The organism is Neobittarella massiliensis (ex Bilen et al. 2018) (assembly GCF_014269355.1).
In the GTDB taxonomy this organism is placed as follows: Bacteria; Bacillota; Clostridia; order Oscillospirales; family Ruminococcaceae; genus Neobittarella; species Neobittarella massiliensis.
In genome coordinates, this window is sequence record NZ_JACOGI010000001.1 from 763,093 (window position 1) to 784,800 (window position 21,708).

A 21,708-nucleotide genomic window follows, 5' to 3' on the forward strand; every position below is an offset into this window, starting at 1 on the left:
CTGGACCTGGCGCGCTGCCGATGATGGGCCCGCGACAAGGTGCCCGCGGCAGGGGAGCGGAGCACACACCGGTGGCTTGGGGATCGGCGCAGCGATTGAGCAGGGGACGGCACTTGCACAAAAACGGTCAAGACAGCAAAGAGCTAGGACTGGTATGATGAGAGCAAGGAAGGTGATGGCCGTGCACGACGAGCAGACAGCCCGCGCAGTGGCGCGCATGCAGCAGTATATTGCCGAGCACCTGCACCAAAATATTACTCTGGCCCAACTGGCCCATGTGGCGGGGTACTCGAACTGGCACGCCGCCAAGGTGTTTCGGGAACTGACCGGCAACAGCCCAGCCCAGTATATTCGGCTGTTGCGGCTGACGGGGGCGGCGCTAAAGCTGCGCGACGGGGAGGACCGCGTGTTGGAGGTGGCGCTGCAGAGCCACTTTGAGACGCACGAGGGGTTTACCCGCGCCTTTTGCCGCACCTTTGGCATGCCGCCGGCAACCTACAGCCGCACGGCGCCACCGGTCAAGCTGTTTATGCCCGACAGCGTGTACCACGCCTTTCGCATGTTAAAAAGGAGTGAGAACAGTATGGATACCAAACAGTTTCCCAGTGCTGTGTTTGTGAGCACCAGCACCCACCCGGCGCGCAAGCTGATGCTGTACCGGGGCAAGCAGGCCGAGGATTACATGACCTATTGCCAGGAGGTGGGCTGCGACATGTGGCCGGTGCTGTGCAGTGTGAAAGAGGCGCTGTACGAGCCGGCCGGCATGTGGCTGCCCGACCACCTGATAGAGCCCGGGACCTCGCGCTATGTGCAGGCGGTAGAATTGCCGGCCGACTATGCCGGGCCAGTGCCGGAGGGCTTTAGCCTGATCGATTTGCCCGCCTGCGATTACCTGGTCTTTCGCGGCGAGCCGTTTTTAGACGACGAGTTTTGCGAGGCGGTACAGGTGCTGTGGGCCTATATCGAGCGCTTTGACCCGGCGCCGATGGGCTACCAGTGGGCGCCGGCAGCGGGCCCGCGCATCCAGCTGTCGCCCACCGGCGAGCGGGGCTGCATAGAGGCGCTGCCGGTACGGGCGCTGGACAGCCGGCCGGCGGTGTAGCGCGCAGCGGTGAGAAAAGCGGCGCGTCCAGCGACTGGAAAATGTGAATAAATTGTAAAAACAGCCGTTTTCGGCCCTATTTTAGCAAGATAGGGGGCCGAAAACGGCTGTTTGTCTGTTGTTGGCGGCGGTAACGTTATTTGGCGCTAATTGGCGCTATTTGACTTTGGTATCGACCAGAATGTCGACGGCCTGTTTGACGCTGGCTACCTCGACATCGGTCCAGGAGCCGCCGTACTCGCCGTCGAGGGTCCAGGCGATCTCGTGCAGGGTGTGGACCTTGACCTTGCTGGCGTTAAAGAAATACATCACTTCGGGGTCGATGCGCTGGTGCAGCAGAGCATTGACGATGGCAAAGCGCTCGGACAGCGTGTGCGGAGTCTTGACCAGCAGCACCTCCATCTTGCCGTCGCACATGGAGATACGGTCTTGTGAGATGAAGCGAAAGCCGCCCACTGAGTAGGAGTTGGTGATGAGACCCAGCAGAAAGTCGTCCTCGATGACCTCGTCATCGTAGTCGAAACGAACGTGATAGGAGGCAAGGTTGGCCAGACGCTTGACCCCCTCCAGGATATAGGCGGTGCGGCCGAGAAAGTTTTTAAATTCCTGCGGGGTCTGGTACGAGACCTCGGTAAAGGCGCCAAAGGCGGCCACATAAGAAAAGTAGCGGTCGCCGAACTGGCCCACATCGCAGGAGAAAGGAAAGCCTTTGATGATGGTCTCGGCGGCGACCAGCATGTTTTTAGAGAGGTGCAGGCTGGTGGCAAAGTCGTTCACGGTGCCGGTGGGGATGTAGCCGATGGTGCGCTTTTGCCCGTTTTGCATGAGGCCGGAGATCGTCTCGTTGAGGGTGCCGTCGCCGCCGCAGCAGACCACCAGATCGAACTGCGCCGCCTCGTCGCGCAGGATATCGGGGATCTCGAGCCGGCGCTGGGTGGGGCGCACGGTGACGTCGTAGCCCGCTTTGACAAACAGATCTACGATATCGAGGAGTTTATTTTTCACTTCGGCTTTGCCCGCGTGGGGGTTGAGCATGAGGAGCAATTTTTTCTTCATATCTATTAGACACCTGTAAGACCGGAGAGAATTTGCCGGTGGACACGTGGTGAAACAGCAGTAAATACAGCCCTATTATAGCACATTTTGCCCTATTTTTATACCCCTGTCGACAGATCGGCCCCGGCGGGGGGCGGGCCGATGGGCCGAGAGAGGCAAGATGGGCTGAGAGTGTTGAGGGGGGTGAGAGGCTTGGGGGCGGGAAATTGCGGGCAACAAAAAAAGGCCGAACCAAAATGTTCGGCCTTTTTTAGCGTTTTTCAGCTTAGATAGCGCGGGTCACTTTGCCGGAACGCAGGCAACGGGTGCAGGCGTTAACCCGGCAAGGGGTACCGTCAACGACCGCCTTTACTTTGCGCACGTTGGGCTTCCAGGCGCGGTTTGCACGTTTGTGGGAGTGGGACACCTTGATGCCGAACGTTACACCTTTCCCACAGATATCACATTTAGCCATTTATCTGCACCTCCTTAATACAAATTTTTAGTCAACGTATGTATTCTATCAGATTGCGGAGGGAAAAGCAACCTTTTTTTGATCTTTTCCCACTTTTTGGCGCTGAGGCCGGTATCGCGGCAGCCGGAGGGCGGTGCTCAGGGCCCGGCAGCGGGGCCTGCATTTGGCTGTTTGGCGCTGTTGGGGGGAAGGTGACAGGTGTAGATCAGATCGCGCAGTGAGCGGCCGCCGATGCACTGCTGCTGCCAGATGCCGCTGTCGGCAAAACCAAATTTTTGGTAAAAACGGCGCGCCGGCTGGTTTTGTGCCAGCACCCACAGGTAGACATCGGCAAAGCCCAGCTGCGCCAGGCCCGCCACCGCCGCCCTGAGCAGGCCGGTACCCAGGCCCCGGCGGCAGTAGCCCGGCAGCAGGTAGAGGCTGATGACTTCGCCCCAGCCGGCCATCTGCTCGCTGCGGGCGGCGCAGTAGGCGCTGGTGCCGACGATCTGCCCGTCGCTGACGAGCACCAGCGTGTGCCGGTCGGTGGCGGTGACTGCCCGGCACCAGTTGCCGGCGGGGATGGCGTCGAGATAGGCGCTGGGGATGATGCCGCGGTAGGCTGTTTGCCAGCTCTGTTCGTACACACGGCTTACCGCCGCCGGGTCGTCGCCCGGCAGCAGGGGGCGTATCTGCATATACAGTCACCTTTTTCCGATACTGGACCGCCCGTGCGGCCGGCGGTGGGTGACCGGGCCGGCGGCGGGCGGTATTGTGTTTTTGGCGCCAAATTGCTATACTCTATAGTAGGTGTGGCCCGCGCGGTTTGGCGGGCCGATTTTGACCCATACTGCGACTGAGAGCGCGCTATAACAGGGGGCGCCGCCGCCCTTATCGTATAGGAGAATACCTGCTTATGTCAAGTTTTATCATCGGTCTATTCACCAAGGTCATCGTGCTGTTTACCGCTTTGCCGGTGCACGAGGCGGCCCATGCCTGGGCCTCGGACAAATTGGGCGACCCCACGGCCAAAAACATGGGACGGCTGACTTTAAACCCTTTTGCCCACCTGGACCTGATGGGCAGCCTGTGCATTCTGGTGGCCGGGGTGGGCTGGGCCAAGCCGGTGCCCATAAACCCCTACCGCTATAAGAACCCGCGGGTGGGCACAGCCCTGTCGGCCCTGGCCGGACCGGCCTCGAACATTTTGCTGGCCTACATTTTTATGATCTTTTACAAGTTGGGCGCCGGGCTGTTTTTGAGCTACGGCTCCTCCCAGGCGGTGTGGGGCATTTTTGCCATTTTGCAGATGGTGATCCTGCTGAACATCTCGCTGGCGGTGTTTAACCTGCTGCCCATCCCGCCGCTGGACGGCTCGAAGATCCTGCAGCTGGTGCTGCCCCAGCAGACCTATTACCGCATCATGCAGTACGAGCGCTATATCATGCTGGCCGTGTTCTTTTTGCTGTTTACCGGCATTTTGAGCACACCGCTGTCGTTTCTGTCGCGGCTGCTTTACGGGGGACTCGACTTTTTGACCGGCTATGTGGATATATTGGTGCGGCTGCTATGAGCGAGCTGACCTTTTTACTGCCGCAAAATGCGTTTGAGGGGCCGCTGGACCTGCTTTTGCACCTGATCTCGAAACACAAACTGGACCTGTACGACATCAATATCATTGAGCTGGTAGACCAGTATATGGCCTATATGAACGACGCCCAGCGCATCGATATGGACCTGACCGGCGACTTTTTAGAGATGGCTTCGCGGCTGGTGTACATGAAGACGGTGATGCTGCTGCCCCGCCGCGAGGAGGAGAAGGAGCAGCTGAAGACCGAGCTGCAGGGCCAGCTGATCGAGTACCAGCTGTGCCGGCGGATAGCGGCCCACCTGAGGGACCGCGGCGGGGAAAGCGATCTGTTTGTGCGCGCGCCGCAGCCGGCCCCGCCGGGGGCGCTGCCCTACACCCGCCGCCACGACACCGAGCAGCTGCTGTTGGCCTTGGCGGCGCTGAAGGGAAAGCTGCTGGTGCGGCAGGCCCCGCCCAAAAAGAGTTTTTCGGGCATTGTGGCCAAGCGGGTGGTGTCGGTCTCGTCGCGCATTTTGTTCGTGCTGCGGCGGCTGAAGGTGGGGGCCAAGCTGCGCTATGAGGCGCTGTTTTCGAAGAAGTACGAAAAGACCGAGAACGTGGCCACCTTTTTGGCGCTGCTGGAGCTGATAAAGGGCGGCCGTATAAGGCTGGACGACGAGGGGGAGATCACCCTGAAAAAGACCGGCCGCCGGGCCGAGAGGGGATAGGCGATGGACATAGATTTTGCAAAAGGCGCGGTGGAGGCCATACTGTTTGCCAGCGGGGAACCGGTGGCGGCCAAGCGGCTGGCCGAGGTGCTGGATATTGAGCTGCCCACCATCCAGAGAGTGCTGACCATGATCGCCGACGAGTGCGAAAAGCCGGGCCGGGGCACGGTGCTTTTAAAATTGCAGGACAGTTACCAGCTGGCCACCAAAAACCAGTTTGCCCCGCAGGTGCGCCAGGCGCTGGAGGTGCGGCGCAACACGCCGCTGTCGCAGGCGGCCATGGAGGTGCTGGCCATCATCGCCTACAACCAGCCGGTGACCCGCTCGTTTATTGAGCAGGTGCGGGGCATCGACTCGTCCTCTATCGTATCGAACCTGTGCGATAAGGGGCTGGTGGAGGAGCACAGCCGACTGGACCTGCCGGGGCGGCCCATCGCCTATAAGACCACTGAGAACTTTTTGCGCTGTTTTGGGCTGTCGTCGATCGAGCAGCTGCCGCCGGTGCGCGACTTTTTGCCGCCGGAGGACGGCGACGGGGCAGAGACGGCAGAGCCGGAGACCGAGAGCTAGAAAAAAACGCACGGCGCCAGGCGGTGCACCGCCAGCAGAGAGGGGAGTGGCTGCATGTTTTTTCGCATTTTGGGTTATGTGCTGCTGGGCCTGCTCATACTGCTGGTAGCGGCGCTGCTCATCCCCCTGCAGGTGCGGGTGCAGGCCGACCCGGACAGCCAGCAGGTAGAGCTGCACTACCTGTTTTTGCGCTTTCCCCTCTACCCGGGCAAGGAGGCCAAAGAGGCCGAGGAGCTCGAGGAGGACGAGCTGGCGGCCGCTGCCGGGAAGAAGGGCGGCCGCGGCGGGGACGGCGGCAAAAAAAAGATGGACCTGGGCTTTATTTTGGACATGCTGGGCTCGACGCTGCACGGGCTGCGCTTTTTGACCCGGCATATCCACCTGCGCAGAGTGGAGCTGTATGCCCGGGTAGGGGCTGAGGAGCCGGACCAGACGGCGGTGCTGTACGGGCAGATAAACGCTGTTTTGTGGCCGGTGCTGGGGCTCGTGTCGTCGGTGTTTGACACCCGTTACCGCCGGGTGGAGCTGGAGCCGGACTTTGCGGAAGAGGGCTTTTTTTTCAAACTGGGCTTTCGCCTGTGGGCACTTCCTGTTATACTGCTAGTGACCGCCGCTGTTGTGGCGGTGCGGCTGCTCAAAAATATGAGACAGCGCCGACAGGCGGCGCCGGAGATAAAACGCGAGCCGGACAGCAGACCGGCACAGAGATAGAAAGGGGCAAAAATCATGAGTGAACATCCCATTCAGGGGCTGATCGATTCGGCCATGAACAAAATACGCGAGATGATCGACGGCAACACGGTCATCGGCGACCCCATCCGCATGGGGGAGGACTGTGTGATCATACCGGTGTCGAAGGTGTCGATCGGCTTTGCCTCGGGCGGCAGCGACCTGCCCACCAAGGTGCAAAAAGACATGTTCGGCGGCGGCAGCGGCGGCGGTCTGTCGGTCTCGCCCATCGGCTTTTTGGTGGTCAACAAGGGCGATGTGCGGCTGATGGAGTTCACCAAAAAGTCGGACACCACCGCCGATCGGCTGGTGAGCATGGTGCCGGATGTGGTGGACAAGGTGACCAGCCTGGTGGACGGCAAAAAAGACAAGAAGGCGCCGCCGCCGGCACGATCGGCAGCGGACAAGCCTCAGCAGGAGCCCCAGCAGGAGAGCTGAGGCGCTATACAGTTACGGTGAGAGCGGGCCTGCACCCCCTGATGGGGAGGTGTACAGGCCCGCTTTTGGTGTGCGGTGTGTGGTCTGTGATATGCGGTAGATAGAGTACAGAATATAGAGTGTGGAATGTAGAATGTGAAATGTGGAATGTGGAGTACAGTTTGCAGTGTTTGTTCTGCAATGCACGGTGTATAAACGTGTAAAAACCGGGGCGCGGGGGAAATGGGCGGCATCGGCTGGCGGTGCGAACAGGTGGTGACTGGGCGCTCTGTGCAGTGGAGCAGTAGGCAGTGGAGAGACGGGGTGGTGGATGTTTTGCCGCCTAGCGGGCATTCGGCGGCAGCACGTGGCATTTGCTGGCAACAGGGGTATCGTAGGGGCCGGGGAGCGCCGGCGTGGACCGGGGCGCTGTGTCGTCGGTCGGTGGCTGCCGCGGTGCCGATAAAAGACGGGCACGGCGGCTATGGATGGCTGTGCGGGGCTAAAACGGCTGCTGTGTGGTCTGGCCGCCGGCAGCGCGCCCGGGCGGAGGAGGATAAGGCAGTTGGGCGGTGCGTTGCCGCTGGGTGCGCCGATGTGGTCTGATGTGGGAGCACGGTATAAAGAGAAAGCGCTCCGCCTGGGGCGAAGCGCTGCTGCAGAGCGGCCGATGAGAGCAAAACAGCGGCCACGTTACCGGCGCGCCGCACGCTTTTGGGAGCGGCCCCGGCGGGGCGCGGCGAAGAAGAGACTTTTTACCAGCACAAAGAGACCGGCGGCGGTGAGCAGCGGCAGTATGAGCAGCATGGGGGAAAAGGAACGGGTGTAAAAACGCCAGATACCCAGCGGGGTATATGTTCCGCTGGCCATGTACATCATCCCGTAACTGAACAGGACAAAGAGCAGGCCAAAGGTGGCCCCGACGACATCGATGGAGCTCTTTTCTTTTTTGCTCTTTAAGACGATAAAGACGGCCAGCGCCAACGCAAGCGGGATACCGGCGAACATGGCGCCGGCAAACAGCAGGATGCCACCGCGATCGGGGCCCACGATCAGGGCGTTTTGTGGGTCGCTGGGGTCGTAGCGGATCTGCTTTTGGCTGCCGACCTCGGGCAGAGCGCCGGTGCTGTAGTCGGTGGCGACGGTGTAGTCCTGCCCGTTTACCGTGTAGCGGTAGACCAGATAAAAGGAGGTGGCGTTGCGCTGCCGGTGTGCGGAGTGGGGCTCGCTGCCGGTCTCCGGTATGTAGCTGTAGAGATAGCCGGTGACAGTTTGATAATTTTGCGCCTGGCGGTGGGTGGAGACGGTCTCTTTTATCCCCAGGATAAAGAGAAAGACTCCGCTCAGTACCGAGAGCAGGATCAGGCCGATGGCGAGGATGGCTCGCAGCGGCAGGCCGATCCTTATTTTTTTGAACATGCTACCACCACTTTTTGGGAGATGGGTACGGTGAGCGGCGTACCTATTTGAATTATACCATATTTGGGCGCAGACCAAAATATTGCGCGGGAAAAGCGGGGCGCGGCGGTAAAGAGCTGGGCCGGGCAGGTGAAAAGGGCCGCGCCCGACCGGCGGAGGAGCGAAAAAGGAGAAAGCCCGCCTTTTTTTGCGTGGGGCGGGGACAGAATGTGGTATACTGTTTTTGGTATGAGGGGAGGAGCCGGACTATGCAGAGCAAAATTGAAAAGAGAGTGCTAAAGCTCTTGCGTTTGGCGGGGAACAACCCCTCCCCTGAAGAGGCGGAGAGAGCGCTGCTCAAGGCGCAGGAGCTGATGGCCAAGTACCACCTGGACATGGTGCCGGGCGAGGAGGACGACGGCGACATCGTGCGGGAATACGCCTATTGGTCGGGCAATATCTGCTACTATCACCAGCAGCTGGGCCAGATCATCAGCGAGAATTTTCGCACCAAGGGCTTTGTGAGCCGCAGAAAATCGGACGGAAAGAGAGCCATCACCTTTTTGGGGGAGCGGATAGACGCCAGGATTTCGGCGGCGGTGTACAACGACGTGCTCAAGATCTTAAACAAGTATTTGGGGGAGATGCGCAAGCGGGATAAGGAGCGGCGGGCGAGCGGCCACTACTCGAAGGCGCGGGCCAAGATCGAGCGGGACAGCTTTGTTTTGGGCTTTTTAGACGGCATCGACAAGGCGCTGGCCGCCCAGGTACAGGAAAACAAGTGGGAGCTGATGGTGGTTCCCTCGGATGAGGTGAACAAGGCGTATTTGAGCCTGCACCTGAAGTGGAAACGGACTGAATTTCGCACCGCCGACCAGGAGAAATACCAGGAGGGCTACCGTAAGGGAAAGAAGTACCGGACCAAAAAGCTGCTGGGAGAATAGTCGACGGGCGTAGCGACGCCTGTACCTGGGCGGGCGCTGATGGGAGCTGGGGTGCAGGTGGGCGCCGCGGCCGTGGCAGGGGATATGATAAAGACAGCCGTTATACAGGGATGCTCAGGGCAAGAGAAAAGGTGCTGCGCGTGGCTGGTACTGTGTACGGTGTGAAGTGTACAGTATACAGTTTGCAGTGTGCAGAAAAGGCGGTGGCCGGGCAGGGGTCGGTCACCGGTCTGGGCGTGCTCGCGGGCGAAAGCGCCGCCTTTTTGTATACGCAGATGCAGATGGCGCACGGCGTGAGCGCGCTGCTTTGCAGCCGGGTGATTGAGTTTGTGATGACGGGGTGCTCGGTGGGCGGGAGGACATGATAAAAACAGCCGTTGTATAGAGGTGCTCACGGCCAGAAAAAAGGCGCTGCGCATGGCTGGTACTGTGTACGGTATGAGGTGTACAGTATACAGTTTGCAGTGTGCAGTGTGCAAAGAAGGCGGTGGCCGGGCAGGGGTCGGTCACCGATTTGGGCGTGCTCGAGGGCGAAAGCGCCGCTTTTTTGTATACGCAGACGCAGATGGCGCACGGTGTGAGCGTGCTGCTTTGCAGCTGGGTGACTGAGTTTGTGATGACGGGGTGCTTGTCGGGCGGTGGGATAGGATAAAGATAACTGTTATACAGGGGTGCTCACAGCCAGAGAAAAGGCGCTGCGCGTGGCTGGTACTGTGTACGGTATGAGGTGTACAGTATACAGTGTGCAGCGTGCAAAAAAGGTGGTGGCCGGGCAGGGGGGCGCGGTCACCGGTCTGGGCGTGCTCGAGGGCGAAAGCACCGCCTTTTCGTATGTACAGATGCAACTGGCGCACGGCGTGAGCGTGCTGTTTTGCAGTCGGGTGATTGAGTTTGTGGTGACGGGATGCTCGGTGGGCGGGGGGATAGGATGCCTGTGACAGTTTGCCGGGCGTTATGTGCGGCCGACCGGGCGGACACTTCTTTGCTTTGGCGCATCCATGGTGGCAACACGATCTCGTGCCTGCTGGGGCCAAGGTTTGGCTGGGCGGCGGGGATCGGCTTTCAGGGCGCGCTGGGCGCGTTTTGAGGGCTATTTGACGCCGCGCGCAAATAGCCAGGCACCGAGAGGGGCTAAAAGACCTTGGCGGCGCGGCTGGGCAGACGCTGGCAGGGGTGCTGGTGCGGGTGGACCGAGCCTTTTACAGTCTCCTCTGGCGCGGGAGGACGTGCATGCGTGCGCGGTGAAAAATGGCTGTGACGGGGAGCAGGTGACACAGCCAGCGGCGCACAGAGCGGGAGACTTCCAGCCAGAGCACAGGCGGCAAGTGTTTTTTGCCGGGGGCTATCAGAATTTTGACATGGGGCGCTGCTGCAGTGGCGGCCCTTTTTTTGATGGGGGATCGGTCAAAGTGGGGCCATGAACAGGCGGAGAAAATGGGGGCAGCCAGCGGGTAGAGCCGGCAGGGTAGCCCCCAAAAGAGAGCGGGAGGGGGCGGAGCCCGGCGGGGAAACGGGCTCTTTTGGGGGTACGGGGACAAATACCGGTCGCGGGTATCTGTGTGGGGCGGTATCGGGCCGGAGCGGTGGGCCAACTGTGGGTACTGCGTGGGATAGAACGCGATCAGACGATATACTTTATGACCGAGTGGGATATGGAGGAGATAGTTTACAAGTTTGCCGGCAATCCCTGGGTACAAAGCCACAAATCGTGCGCGGTAGTATTGTAAGATAGTTGCGTAAATTTTATAATATATGACAGATAACAGGCGTACGAAAGGTGTGGGTTATTGTGGCCGTATTGAGAAAGCCGACAAACCTGGTGCTGCGGGTGATGATCGTTGAGGACAACGCGCTGGAGGCCGATGAGCTGCGCCGGTATCTGGCCGCCCAAAAGCAGTTTGAGATCGTGGCGGTGGTGGACAATGCAACAGAGGCCATCACCTATTTGCGGGCGCACACCTTTATTGACGCGCTGGTACTGGACCTGGAACTGAGAGAAGGCGACGGTATGGATATTTTGGAGCACCTGCAACATCTGGCGCCGGCAGACCGCCCCATTATTTTGGTGACCACCAACAACCGTTCCGATTCGGCGGCGGTAAAATACGCGCGGGGTATCGGCATTGATTACGTACTGGAAAAGAGCAGGGCGGATTATGGCCCGCCGCTGGTGGCTGTACAGCTGTTGCGGTTTGCCCCGTACAAGCTGCAGGACCGCGAGCGGCGCAACCGGCGCGAGCGCGAGCTTGCCACCGCAGGACCGGTGGCCGAGGAGACCGTGCCGGCCAGCGCCGACTTGGAAAAGCAGCCGGCGGACCCAGCGGCAGAGATAGCCGGCGTGGTGGAGGAAAGACTGATCGAGATCGGCTGCCCGGTGACCAAGGTGGGGACGCATAGACTGCGGGATACCATAACGGCACTGGTGGTAAAGATGAAAAACGAACCCGCCTGCGCGCACAATCCCGAGCGGTACGTATCGGATATTATCACACAGGTGCGGCGGCGGGAACAGGTGGTGTACACCAGCTTTGTGGGCGGTATGCAGAGAGTGTTGGAGCAGGCCTTGGGCGGGGCCAAAGACCACACCGAGGCGCTGGAAAAATATGCTTCGGTAGAGCTGTTGAGCATGGAGGAGAACCCGGTGCGGTCTTTTATTATTTTGTTCGCCAAGCGCCTGGGCAGAGACCTGGGACTGTTTTGAGTTTGAGATAGAGAGATGCCGAGAGCCGGCCCTCGTTTGAGGGCCGGCTTTTTTTAATGGCTGTGTAAAAATTGCACATAGTGAGCACTGCTGAGCAGAGAAACGGCTGACCGCGCACCGGCAATGCGGAGAGCTACGCGGCCCCCAAAGGTAATTTTAACTTGCAGGAAGACAAGTGAGGATCACCGGAAGGGGGCGAAGAGATGAGCTGGTTGCAGAGATGGATGCACATGGTGTGCGAGATCATTGGCCGCATCTAAACATATGGTTAGAGCGTAAGGGAGGGGTTACCCCTCCTTTTCTTTTATATGTTATAATTATAGTCAATCATCGACAAAGAGGATTTGACTGTGAAAGCATTTACTGATGTTTTGGACTTAATAGCGTTTGGTGCGGGGCTGTACTGGATACTTCTCAATCTCTGCGAAGACAGCTGTGCTATGCGGCTCAGACTTAAAAACGTTTTTGAGATGGGTGCTTTTTCTGTGCTCGCTATCGTGGTGGCATATGGGAAAGATCACTTCTCTCTTCCATCGGTCATCGTCTATGTGCTTTTATCCGTACTTGGCGGAGCCTATTTTTCGGCCACGCGGTATAGAAAATTATTTAGGATGGCCCCATATACGCACGCAGTGGTCTCGGTGGTGGCAGTCGTAGCTATTCGATTTATCTGTGCGCTGCTCGTTGCAGCTATTGGTGCGACACTCCACTTGAAAATGGACCTGGTGGTGCTCCTATCGACGGTGGCCGAGCTTGCTACATATTGGCTGGCGGTGCGCGTAAAACTGTTTCGCATCATGAGAGAACTGCTCTCATACCACTTTCATGTGGTGGCTGTGCTGGCCTCGATGATTGCTGTTTTGTCGTACCTGTCGCTGGGAACGCTGCGCACCGGGATGGAGACCTCGATAAGTCCAAAAGACTATTTTCTGTTCTTCCTGCTGGTCATATTGATGATCGCAACGATCATTAGCTGGACCAAAGACAAATACAGGGCGAAGGTGGTGAGGGAGGAACTGCGCGACGCGCAGAGGAAAAGTGAGGACCTGGCGCGAAAGATGCACCGCGACGCGGCGGTGATCCCGGCCCTGCGCGGTATGGCCAAGACGATGGCCAGAGGGATCGAGCTGGGCTCGATAGCACCGGAGGAACGGCGGGCCTGGATCGAGGAGATCGCCCGTCTGACCGAGGAGCAGGGCGAAGAAACGAGGAAGAACGACATGCAGCAAAACAGAGAGTCTATCGACACGGGGCTGCTGGCGCTCGACTTTCAAGTGGAACACTTTTTCGATCTGGTGGACAGCGTAAAAGGAATGTTGACGGTGAATGTGCGCGAACCGATAGATGTTTTGGTACGGGAGCACATCATACCGGAGCGAGCGCTGCTCTCGCTGATCGGAAATTTGATGAGAAACGCCTGCCGGGCAGTTAAAGACCGGCCCGTGAGAGATATCTCGCTGATACTGGGGTACCTGGGCGGCGACTACAGCATTACCGTCGGCGACACCGGCGAACCCTTTTTGCCGGCGGTGCTGTTTGAACTGGGCCGGCCCGGCAACACGACGCGGGGAGCCGGACATGGAAACGGACTTTACGAGATAGCTCAAACACTTGAGAGTACCGGGGCCAGTTTGCACATTTGCGAGTGGACAGACGGGGCCAAAGATATGATGGTCATTTTTGATGGACGGCACGAGACGGTGCTGGCCTCTTACCGGGCGGAGGATCTTTTTAAGATGGCGCCCGAGGGCTGCGAGCTCATTTTTGACCAGATCTGATCAAGGGGGCCTGCCGTGGGCGGGCCCCTTTTTTATGGGGGTATGGCCGGTGGTGAGCGGGTGCGGATATGCGGCTGCATGTAGCGGGCGGGGCGATGGCTCCGCCCTGTTTTTATGCCGAGTTTTGACGGCGGCACAGGCGAGAGCGACAGGAGACGATGCAGCGCGGTAAAAACTGACAGAAAAAGCGTTTTATCGCATCTATCGTGCTCTATATTTAGACACTTTTCGCCGCTTTTGCGATTAAAATAAAGGGGTACTAAATCGAAAAGGTATACATTTTGTAAAAATCGGGATCGGCTGGTACCATATGGGCAGACTTTATGATAGGGGGACTTGGCGTTGACTTATCGCATCTACTACGCGCGCCGTTTTTTTTGGCTCGAACAAGGCATTTTTATTCCTTGTGTGAATGTGAGCTCATCGACTTTGCTGACCCGGGGAAAGGCGGGAAACCCCGTTCCCAAACACTTTTGGGCCGTTTTGCAGACCGACCCACTGAAACTGGCGTACACGTGGGAGGAGATGCAGGAACTGGCGCAGCAGTACGCCCTGAAGGCGCTGGAGGAAGGCACGCACTACAAGAGTAAAAACCGGCCTTTTGAGCCGGATGAGTTTGCCAGGTGGATATTGGCCGGTACCCGCAGTGCCTACACGGTGGAGCAGTATGTCAGTTTTGGCAACCGACCTCTCCTGCGCGATTTTGCAGCGGGGGCACCGGGGGAAGATACTGCCGTACAGACCACGGCACAGCTGATAGAGGAGATGCAGGGGCGCAGCGGCCACGAATTGCTGGTGGGCTTTAAAGAGGACCGCGCAAACGTGCCCCACAAGCGCTACCGGACGGCTAACTAGCGGGATATCGCGCCCGCAGGGCACAGGCGGTAGGGGCATGATGGACCGGCGGGCCAAAGGGGCAGGCGGAGGTTAAAAGCGGCGCAGAGCTGCTTAAAGGCACAGAGAGAACAGAGGGCACCGCCCGCTGGCGACACCCTCTGTTCACGGCCGTTTTTGGGGACCGCCCTAGACGAAGAGGAGCGGCAGTACATGTACGTTTTGCTTTAGCTCGTCGAGACTGATGTCGAGTGCGGCGGCGATATAGATGGCCAGATCAAGACCGAGATTGGCTTTTCCGTGCTCGATGCGCTGGTAGTAGCATATCGAGACGTTACAGAGCTCGGCCATATCCTGTTGGCTCAGGTGATGGCTCTTGCGATAGGCGCGCACCAGCTTACCAAAGCTCTCGTGACTTTTCATGTTTTCACCTCCTCTCGGAGGCTTACTGATTCTGATCGATCAGAAGTAATGAGGTCCTCGGCGCTCATTACGTACTTACGGTAAAGCCGTCAAATCTGAGGGAGGTCTCAGCTCTGATGACAAACTTTTCGTTTTTTGCGAAAAAGAGACGAGCGGGCACACAGCGGTGCGCGGGGGTGCTCAACTGCATAGAAGCGGGGGCAAAAGCACCTTTACCGGGCCGGTGAAAGACTGCAAAACAGGCGTATCGGGAGACAGCAGACAGCTGCAGGCAACAAAAAAGCACCGCACAGCAGTATTGCGCTGTGCGGTACTTATTTTGCTGCATATATTCCTCTTGCCGGGGCGGCGGGAATGGGCTACTGGGCGCGCTATTTGCGGCGAATGAACTCGTAAAAGGCAAAGGCGATAGAGACTACGGTCAGCACCGATACGATCAGCTCGGACATGTTGTCGGCGTACTCGGTGTGGCTGGGGGAGACCGCGCCGAGGACCAGAAAATAGACGCACCAGATAAAACCCAGCGCCAGAAAGACAAAGGTGATATAGGTCAGTATCCGGGAGCCCATCTTCCAAAAGCGCAGCCCCCGTTTGACCTGCTCGTCGGTATACTTTTTTTGCCGGGTGCCGCGGGTGACACCGCCGGCCACTGTTCCGCAGATGACGCCGACAGACAGTGCGGCGCACAGGTAAAAAAGACTTTGCATCTCTCTTGCTCCTTTGGATGGGCGCCGCTGGGGCCGGTGAAACAGCGGGGCGAAGATATCGACCAGGGCCAATGTACCGTGTATCGTATACAACATACAGTATACCACGCTTTGGCGGAAGGTAAAGGGAAAAGAGACTTGTGGCGGGGCGGTAAAAGAGGTGTACCTGGGGCGGCGGATAGCCTTTTGCCGCCAGGGGCGCGCGGCGGGGAGCGGTTTATTTTGCCGCGGCGGGCAGGTCGGTATTTTCATCTTTTGGCGGTGTGGTATAATAGAGGATGAACGTGAGATCTAAGACGAGGTACTTTTTATGAGAGAGAGAACTGAGATACCGCAAAAAATACAGATCCGGGGCGCGCGGGTACACAACCTGAAAAATATCGATGTGGATATTCCGCTGCATAAGATCGTCGGTATCACCGGCGTGTCGGGTTCGGGCAAATCGTCGCTGGCGCTGGGGGTGCTCTATGCCGAGGGCTCGCGGCGCTACCTGGATGCGCTCTCGACCTACACCCGCCGGCGCATGACCCAGGCGGCGCACGCAGATGTGGATGAGGTGCTGTACGTGCCCGCCTCGCTGGCGCTGCACCAGCGGCCGGGCGTGCCGGGCATCCGCAGCACGTTTGGGACCGGGACCGAGCTGCTAAACAGTTTGCGGCTGATGTTTTCGCGGCTGGCCAGCCACCGCTGCCCCAACGGGCACTACCAGCCACCTACGCTGGCGGTAGCCGCGGGCAAAGAGATGACCTGCCCGGTGTGCGGGGTGCACTTTTTCCCGCCCGGGGCCGAGGAGCTGGCCTTTAACAGCCAAGGGGCCTGCCGCACCTGCAGCGGGACGGGGATCGTTCGCACCGTGGACCGGGCGACGCTGGTCCCCGACGAGACGCTCACCATCGACGAAGGGGCGGTGGCGCCCTGGAAATCGCTGATGTGGTCGCTGATGACCGACGTTTGCCGGGAGATGGGCGTGCGCACCGACGTGCCGTTTTGCGAGCTGACAGAGCAGGAGCGGGACATTGTCTATAACGGCCCGGCGGTGAAAAAGCACATTTACTACCAGCCTAAAAACGACCGGCCCGGCGGCGAGCTGGACTTTACCTACTTTAATGCAGTGTACACGGTGGAGAACGCCTTGGCCAAAGTCAAGGACGAAAAAGGCATGAAGCGGGTGGAGAAGTTTTTAAAAGAAGGCGTGTGCCCCGACTGCGGCGGCACGCGGCTGTCGGCGGCGGCGAGAGCGCCAAAGCTGTGCGGGATCGGCCTGGACGAGGCCTGCCGGATGACTTTGACCGAGCTGGTGGAGTGGGTAAAAAAGGTGCCGGGCTCTCTGCCGGAGCAGATGCGCCCGATGGCACAGAGCATCTGCGAGTCGTTTGCGGTGGTGGCCAGGCGGCTGATGGAACTGGGGCTCGGCTATTTGACCCTCGACCGCTCGGCGGCTACGCTGTCTACCGGCGAGCGCCAGCGGATGCAGCTGGCCCGCGCGGTGCGCAACCGCACCACCGGTGTTTTGTACGTGCTGGACGAGCCCTCCATCGGGCTGCACCCCTCGAACATCGTGGGGCTGACCGCGGTCATGCGCGACCTGATCGCCGACGGCAACTCGGTCTTGCTGGTGGACCACGACACACAGATCCTGTCGGAGGTGGACTGGCTCATCGAGATGGGCCCGCAGGCCGGGGCGGACGGTGGCCGCGTTGTGGCACAGGGGACGGTAGCAGAGCTGGCGCGCGACGGCAGCTCGCTGATCGGGCCGTTTTTGTCGGGCAGCGCGCAGGTGCAGACGCCGGGCAGCGGGGGAGACGTATTTGCCGGCGGCAGGATACACCTGGCGACATCGGCCATCCACACGGTCAAGCCGCTTTCTGTGGATATACCGAAAGGAAAACTGACGGTGGTGACCGGCGTGTCGGGCTCGGGCAAGACGACGCTGATCTTAGAGAGCTTGATACCGGGGCTGGAGGCGGCGATTGCGGGGGGTGCACTGCCGGAGCACGTGCGGGAGATCGGCGCAGAGGGGATCGGCCGGATCAAGCTGATCGACGCCACGCCGATCGGCATCAACGTCCGCTCTACGGTGGCCACCTATGCCAATGTGCACGACGAGCTGCGCAAGATATACGCCAAGACGCCGGCCGCCAAAGACCGCGGCTACAGGGCGGGCGACTTTTCTTACAACACCGGTAAGCTGCGCTGCCCGGTCTGCGACGGGACCGGCGTCATCAGCCTGGACGTGCAGTTTTTACCCGATGTGGACATCCCCTGCCCGGACTGCCGCGGCTCGCGGTATGCCAAAGACGCCGGGCAGGTGCGCTACCAAAACGGGGCCGGGGAGCAGTATGCGCTGCCCGACCTGATGGCCATGGATATCAGCACGGCGCTGGGCGCCTGCGCGGACCTGAAGGTGGTGCAGCGGCGGCTGCAGGTGCTGCAGAGCCTAGGGCTGGGCTATTTGACCCTGGGCGAGGCGACGCCCAGCCTGTCGGGCGGAGAGGCACAGCGGCTAAAATTGGCCAGCGAGATGGGCAGGGGGCAGTCGGACACCATCTTCGTGTTTGACGAGCCGACCATCGGCCTGCACCCGCTGGACGTGCAGACGCTGCTCGCCGTATTTCGGACTCTGATCGATAACGGCGCTACGGTCATTGTGATCGAGCACGACCTGGACGTGATCCGCAACGCCGACTACATCGTCGATATGGGGCCTGGCGGCGGCGAGGAAGGCGGCCGCATCGTGGCGGTGGGCACCCCGGCTGAGATCGCCGAGAACGGGGAGAGCGTCACCGGTGAATACCTGAAAAAAGCCGGTCAGAGCTGGCTGGAGGCCGACCGGGACAGCTGACGCGCACCTGTCTGCTGAGCCGGTATTTTGACAGATAGACGCAAGAAACAAGAGAGCGCTCCCTGTGCGGGGAGCGCTCTCTTGCTGTTGGCCGCCACTGCAGAGCGGGGAACTGTGCGGCTTGAGCGCTGCCGGTGCCAGCTTTTCTATACAGCGGGGCGGCGGGAGCGGAGAAATGAGGGGCGCGGGACCGGGCTGGGTCGGGTTGGGTCGGGCTGGACTGGGCTGGGCTGGGCTGGGTCTGTCTGGTGGACCCCTGACGAGACAGATGTGGGCGGCCCTCTGGTCGGCAGTCAAAAGAGAGCGGGCTCACCGTACAGATCACTGGTGAGCCCGCTCTCTTTTCTTTTTTTTACTGGAATGAAACTGAGCGCTTAACTTTTTTGGCGGCGCTTTTGACCGAGGAGGAGCGCGGCGCCCGCCGCGGCAAGCACCAGCGCTGCCCGGATACTGCCGTTGGTGCTGGTATCGCCGGTGGGGGCGGCCGTTTCAGGCTGCCCGCCGCTGTGCTCGTCGGGGGGAGCAGGGGTATCGTCGGGCGTATCGGTATCGGGCGGTGAAGTCTTTTCGCGGACGGTGAGGTAGGCGGGCCCGTTTAGGAGCAGGCGATAGTTGTCACCGGCGCTCAGACTGCCCAGGGTGATGGGATACTGACCCGGCTCCGAGAGATCGCCGCCGACTGCCAGTTCTCCGGTGAAAACGTCTCCCGGCAGCAGATCGGCCTCGCTATAGGTATAGGGGAGGGCTGGGGCGCTGTCGCCGACCTGGATGGTGAAGTCACTTGCCGGGGTGATCGCAATCTCTTTTTTCTTGACGGTGAACGCGGTCTCCTGCCGGCTTACATACCCGGTGTCGTCCACTGCCTGTACGGTGAGGCGGTAGCTGCCAGCCGCCAGCCGCTGCTCGGCGTAAATGGTGCCGTTTTGGTCCAGGGAGAACAGCGAGGTCGCACCTTCGCCGTCTGTCAGCGAGAAAGAGGCGGTATGGTGCCCGGTGAGCACGGCGTTATCGGTCACCTGGCCGACGGCGTCGCCCGGACCGATATCCCCGTAGGTGGCCGGGGCAGCCAGCAGATCGGATAGGGTGATGCCGGGGACGGTGTGGGAGTTGATGTCTATTTCCAGGGCCAGCCTTACGCCGGCGGTAAAGGCGCTGTCTGTCGCCTGCCGGATGCTGCCGTCGGTATCTACGTAATAGGGGCCGTCGGCGTGGATATCGTCCGGGGGAGAAAAGAGCCAGTAGGCTTTTGGCGTTTGGTCGCTGGCGGTGGCCCGGTAGTCCTCTTTGATAGAGGGGGCATAGGCGTCTATATACCGGCTGTCGACCAACTGGCCGCCAGAGACGAAGTCACAGGCATCCAGAGAGGGAAAAGCGGTCTGCAGGTAACTGTATCTCTGGGTGGAGATCTGGTCGTAGGGGAGATCGTCGTAGACCCATTTGGAGTAGAGATACGCGCCGTTTTCGTCCACCCGGGAGACCACCCATTCTATGGGGGCCCCGGCGGCGTCGGTCCCGAAGCGGAGCGTTTCGCCGACCTGCAGCAGCGAGCTGTTTTCTAAGACGGTGAGCGCCGGGCCGGGGCCGACGAGCTCTACATCATAATAGTCGCTGTAAAAAGAAAATTGGGTGTTTTCGTACCTGCCCACAGGGGGAAAATAGTCGAGATCCTTGGCCGAAAAGTAGAAGGCGTCTTCCAGCGTATCTCCCGCCAACAGACTGCCCGCTTCCAGGTGAAACACAAACGGCAGTTGGTAGCGGCTATACTGCAGGTAGTGGGTGGTCAGGTCTTCGGCGGATACAGCGATCTTTCGCTTTTCGATCCGGCAGGTGACCGAGCTGTCGAACTCGATACAGTAGTCGCCGGCTACGCGGCGAATAGAGCCCGGCAAAATGCTCACCTGGCTGGGCAGGGGAGAGAGGTGCTCTGCATCATAACGGAGCGCGCCGTCCAGCGTGACCAGGTCGTCAGCCACCACCGAGCTGCCGCTGTACAGCTTGTAAGTGGGGGCAGCCGGGTCGCCGTAGAAAAAGCTCTGACCGCTGTCCGGTACGATGGTCAGCACCGGAAAGGCATAGGGGCGATATGAGATCTGGGTTGAGGGCGAGAGAGCGGACCAGTCTACGCGGTAGACATTTTGTTTGGCGGTGGTGATGTGGACGGTGTTTTCAGATGGCGGAATGAGCGCGTTGACCCGGCCGTTGCTGCTGCTTATAACGGTGCTGGCAAAAGAGCCGGACTGCAGCTGGCAGCTGGCGCCGTAGTCGATCGGGCCGAGTTCTACCGAGGCGATCTTTACCTGCTCGCCGTCGCTGTTTCGCGGCGGGGTGGAGAAGGACTGCCAGTTATCGTCAGAGACGCTATCCAGGGCGATCACGTTGCCGCCGTTTATCTCTATGGAGTTGGCGCGGATACCGTGATCGCCGGCGCCCTGCGCGCTGACTACGCCACCGTTGATGGTCACGTCGGCTTTGCAGGCCCTGGACGATCTGCCGCCGCCGATGCCGCTGGAGGCCTGTACGGCGTTGGCGGTCACCGATCCGCCGTTTATCACGATCACACAGTCATTGGGGGCGTTGTCGGGGATCTCGGCGTTGCCGATGCCGCCGCCGTAGCCGTTCCCGTCCTGCCCGCCGATCGCCGTGATGGTGCCGCTGTTGATGACGATCTTGCCCGCCGCCTCGGTATAGCCGCACCGCTGGCCGCCGCCGATGCCGGCCCCGCGCTTGGCAGAGTAGCAGGTGGCGGAGCCGTCACCGTCGATCGTCAGCTCGGCCATGGTACCGTCGGTATCCTGCGGGACGCCGATCCCCGCGTTGTAGGCCGGTCCGTAAAATGCGTTTTCCCCCTTGAGAGTCAGCTGCAGCGAGGCGCCCGGCTCGATAAACAGGGGGGAGAGCGCGCCATAATTGTTATAATCCATCTGTATATGCAGGCCATCGGCCAGAATATGGGTGTCGGCCCCTTTTTTGATGAGGATGGTATGGGCGGTAGTGCCGTAAGTGCTCTGCACGATGTGGTAGCCGGCAGCATCGGGCTGGGTGACCGCCTCCCCCGACGGGGCGTAGCCGCTGACGCTGTCGGCGGCGATGACGATATTGCCCTTGGAGATGTCGAGCGTGGTCATCTGGCTGTCGGCGGCTTTGACTGACGGGGGGAAACACCCCAGTAAAAGCGCCCCCACGACCAGAAAAACAAGACATCTGGCCTGCTTGCGGTTGGCAAAACGGTTCATATTACGACTCTCCTCTGTTTTACTGGCGCGGTCGCCCGCCCAGCATCCAAAACTTTTAGACTGCTTTTACCATTATAGCAAATTGTCTTTAAAAAACGGAGCTTTTTTAAAAAGATATCGTTTGATCATTTAAAAATGAATTGTGGGGGGAGCGAAGAGACAGCGGTACCCCTGTGTGGCGGCGCTGGGGCCCGCAGGTATACGGGGGAGAGCTGGCAAGCGGGTATATAGATAAAGGCAAAC

The 21,708-nt window shown here is 59.8% G+C and carries 20 protein-coding genes; 13 read left to right on the forward strand and 7 right to left on the reverse strand.

All coding sequences use genetic code 11. The features are described 5' to 3' along the window. Positions 1 to 154 precede the first annotated feature (154 nt). Positions 155 to 1,102, forward strand: a complete 948-nt coding sequence (locus tag H8K20_RS03490) for an AraC family transcriptional regulator (RefSeq protein WP_243206171.1) — start codon at positions 155 to 157, stop codon at positions 1,100 to 1,102. Between the two features lie 156 nt (positions 1,103 to 1,258). Here H8K20_RS03490 and H8K20_RS03495 read toward each other — a convergent pair whose 3' ends face one another. The 3 genes from H8K20_RS03495 to H8K20_RS03505 all read right to left on the reverse strand — a co-directional run bounded on the left by H8K20_RS03495 (position 1,259) and on the right by H8K20_RS03505 (position 3,289). Continuing rightward, positions 1,259 to 2,158, reverse strand: a complete 900-nt coding sequence (locus H8K20_RS03495; protein WP_105205659.1) for a diacylglycerol/lipid kinase family protein — start codon at positions 2,156 to 2,158, stop codon at positions 1,259 to 1,261. A 265-nt stretch (positions 2,159 to 2,423) separates the two neighbouring features. Continuing rightward, complete coding sequence (gene rpmB / locus H8K20_RS03500) at positions 2,424 to 2,612, reverse strand: 50S ribosomal protein L28 (RefSeq protein ID WP_105205658.1); 189 nt, start codon at positions 2,610 to 2,612, stop codon at positions 2,424 to 2,426. Between the two features lie 137 nt (positions 2,613 to 2,749). Beyond that, entirely contained in the window at positions 2,750 to 3,289 is a 540-nt protein-coding gene (locus H8K20_RS03505; RefSeq protein WP_186487489.1) for a GNAT family N-acetyltransferase, read from the reverse strand. A 218-nt stretch (positions 3,290 to 3,507) separates the two neighbouring features. Between H8K20_RS03505 and H8K20_RS03510 the strand changes: the two genes are divergently transcribed. The 5 genes from H8K20_RS03510 to ytfJ are packed head-to-tail and all read left to right on the forward strand — an operon-like array spanning position 3,508 to position 6,626. After that, positions 3,508 to 4,164: a site-2 protease family protein gene (locus H8K20_RS03510; RefSeq protein WP_105205656.1), complete on the forward strand. Its 657-nt coding sequence runs from the start codon at positions 3,508 to 3,510 to the stop codon at positions 4,162 to 4,164. After that, positions 4,161 to 4,889 (forward strand): segregation and condensation protein A, encoded by a 729-nt coding sequence (locus H8K20_RS03515; protein ID WP_154865671.1) that lies wholly within the window; start codon positions 4,161 to 4,163, stop codon positions 4,887 to 4,889. Before H8K20_RS03510 ends, H8K20_RS03515 begins: the two co-directional genes overlap by 4 nt. 3 nt (positions 4,890 to 4,892) lie before the next feature. Next, the gene (scpB, locus tag H8K20_RS03520; protein WP_105205654.1) at positions 4,893 to 5,459 is read left to right on the forward strand and encodes an SMC-Scp complex subunit ScpB; all 567 of its coding nucleotides are present in this window, start codon (positions 4,893 to 4,895) and stop codon (positions 5,457 to 5,459) included. A gap of 54 nt (positions 5,460 to 5,513) precedes the next feature. Then, positions 5,514 to 6,170 carry a DUF2953 domain-containing protein gene (locus H8K20_RS03525; protein ID WP_186487490.1) on the forward strand — a complete coding sequence of 219 codons (657 nt, stop codon included), beginning with the start codon at positions 5,514 to 5,516 and terminating at the stop codon, positions 6,168 to 6,170. Positions 6,171 to 6,185: 15 nt separating this feature from the next. After that, a complete protein-coding gene (gene ytfJ, locus H8K20_RS03530) occupies positions 6,186 to 6,626 on the forward strand; it encodes a GerW family sporulation protein (RefSeq protein ID WP_186487491.1) in 441 nt (146 codons plus the stop codon). A 672-nt stretch (positions 6,627 to 7,298) separates the two neighbouring features. On the opposite strand, the gene H8K20_RS03535 is transcribed toward ytfJ, so the two are convergent. After that, positions 7,299 to 8,024 carry a DUF3592 domain-containing protein gene (locus H8K20_RS03535; protein ID WP_186487492.1) on the reverse strand — a complete coding sequence of 242 codons (726 nt, stop codon included), beginning with the start codon at positions 8,022 to 8,024 and terminating at the stop codon, positions 7,299 to 7,301. Between the two features lie 248 nt (positions 8,025 to 8,272). On the opposite strand from H8K20_RS03535, the gene H8K20_RS03540 reads away from it, so the two are divergent. The 6 genes from H8K20_RS03540 to H8K20_RS03565 all read left to right on the forward strand — a co-directional run bounded on the left by H8K20_RS03540 (position 8,273) and on the right by H8K20_RS03565 (position 14,281). Continuing rightward, on the forward strand, positions 8,273 to 8,947 hold the full coding sequence (locus H8K20_RS03540; RefSeq protein WP_154865667.1) for a DUF2786 domain-containing protein: 675 nt from the start codon (positions 8,273 to 8,275) through the stop codon (positions 8,945 to 8,947). Positions 8,948 to 9,087: 140 nt separating this feature from the next. Further along, on the forward strand, positions 9,088 to 9,312 hold the full coding sequence (locus H8K20_RS03545; RefSeq protein ID WP_186487493.1) for a hypothetical protein: 225 nt from the start codon (positions 9,088 to 9,090) through the stop codon (positions 9,310 to 9,312). A gap of 378 nt (positions 9,313 to 9,690) precedes the next feature. Then, positions 9,691 to 9,885 (forward strand): RpiB/LacA/LacB family sugar-phosphate isomerase, encoded by a 195-nt coding sequence (locus H8K20_RS03550; RefSeq protein WP_186487494.1) that lies wholly within the window; start codon positions 9,691 to 9,693, stop codon positions 9,883 to 9,885. 851 nt (positions 9,886 to 10,736) lie between these two features. Further along, complete coding sequence (locus H8K20_RS03555) at positions 10,737 to 11,648, forward strand: LytR/AlgR family response regulator transcription factor (RefSeq protein WP_105205644.1); 912 nt, start codon at positions 10,737 to 10,739, stop codon at positions 11,646 to 11,648. 611 nt (positions 11,649 to 12,259) lie between these two features. Then, positions 12,260 to 13,426 (forward strand): hypothetical protein, encoded by a 1,167-nt coding sequence (locus H8K20_RS03560; protein ID WP_186487495.1) that lies wholly within the window; start codon positions 12,260 to 12,262, stop codon positions 13,424 to 13,426. 342 nt (positions 13,427 to 13,768) lie between these two features. Next, positions 13,769 to 14,281: a hypothetical protein gene (locus H8K20_RS03565; protein ID WP_186487496.1), complete on the forward strand. Its 513-nt coding sequence runs from the start codon at positions 13,769 to 13,771 to the stop codon at positions 14,279 to 14,281. A 168-nt stretch (positions 14,282 to 14,449) separates the two neighbouring features. On the opposite strand, the gene H8K20_RS03570 is transcribed toward H8K20_RS03565, so the two are convergent. Both H8K20_RS03570 and H8K20_RS03575 read right to left on the reverse strand, forming a co-directional pair. Then, positions 14,450 to 14,683, reverse strand: coding sequence for a helix-turn-helix domain-containing protein (locus H8K20_RS03570; RefSeq protein ID WP_105205641.1), 234 nt, complete (start codon positions 14,681 to 14,683; stop codon positions 14,450 to 14,452). 371 nt (positions 14,684 to 15,054) lie between these two features. Next, positions 15,055 to 15,390: a transporter gene (locus H8K20_RS03575; RefSeq protein ID WP_105205640.1), complete on the reverse strand. Its 336-nt coding sequence runs from the start codon at positions 15,388 to 15,390 to the stop codon at positions 15,055 to 15,057. Positions 15,391 to 15,700: 310 nt separating this feature from the next. On the opposite strand from H8K20_RS03575, the gene H8K20_RS03580 reads away from it, so the two are divergent. Continuing rightward, complete coding sequence (locus H8K20_RS03580) at positions 15,701 to 18,232, forward strand: excinuclease ABC subunit UvrA (RefSeq protein ID WP_186487497.1); 2,532 nt, start codon at positions 15,701 to 15,703, stop codon at positions 18,230 to 18,232. A 374-nt stretch (positions 18,233 to 18,606) separates the two neighbouring features. Here the strand turns inward: H8K20_RS03580 and H8K20_RS03585 are convergent, their stop codons facing one another. Continuing rightward, complete coding sequence (locus H8K20_RS03585; RefSeq protein ID WP_186487498.1) at positions 18,607 to 21,465, reverse strand: MBG domain-containing protein; 2,859 nt, start codon at positions 21,463 to 21,465, stop codon at positions 18,607 to 18,609. Between the last annotated feature and the right edge of the window lie 243 nt (positions 21,466 to 21,708).